Here is a 572-nt window from a genome sequence, read left to right on the forward strand (position 1 = left end):
GGCCATCCGTTGGAGGTGGTCGGCGCCTTTGCTTATGAGGCGAAACAATCGTCGTGAAACCCGAAACTTTTATCTCGTGATTTCCTAAAAATAAAAGCTATCAAAAACAGCGCTGGCGTGCGAGAGGAGGCTCGAGGCGCGCTTCTTCACGGCGTCCTCGCTCGTGATGCGACTGAGGCGCGCCCGCGACGACGGGAGGCTCGACCGGGAGGCCGCGCTCATCGGCAAGGCCCGCCTGCTCGTCATCGACGAGCTCGGGTTCCTCCCGCTCGACGCGGACGGGGCGAGGCTGCTCTTCCAGGTCTTCGCCGACGCATACGAGAGGCAGTCGGTGGTAATCACCACGAACCTGGAGTTCAGCAGGTGGGGGTCGGTGTTCGGGGACGACCAGATGGCCGCCGCCGTGATCGACCGCATCGTCCACCACGGGAGGCTCGTCCAGTTCCGCGGCGAGTCCTACCTGTTTGTGTCAAGCTCGGGCTTTCAATTGAGGCAGCGGTTCTTTTCACACGTGGCAAGGAAAGGTTTCAGGTTTGGCAAAGGCGTGCCTCTTTCTCTCTTTGGCTTTGCCT

At 60.8% G+C, this 572-nt stretch carries 1 protein-coding gene; it reads left to right on the forward strand.

Going from position 1 to position 572, the window contains the following annotated elements:
- Positions 1-166: 166 nt before the first annotated feature.
- Positions 167-572, forward strand: a 406-nt coding sequence (locus ACTNB2_RS08865) for an ATP-binding protein (RefSeq protein WP_441044942.1), incomplete at its 3' end; no start/stop codon positions are given.

This window comes from Collinsella sp. HCP28S3_G2 (assembly GCF_052065125.1).
GTDB lineage: Bacteria > Actinomycetota > Coriobacteriia > Coriobacteriales > Coriobacteriaceae > Collinsella.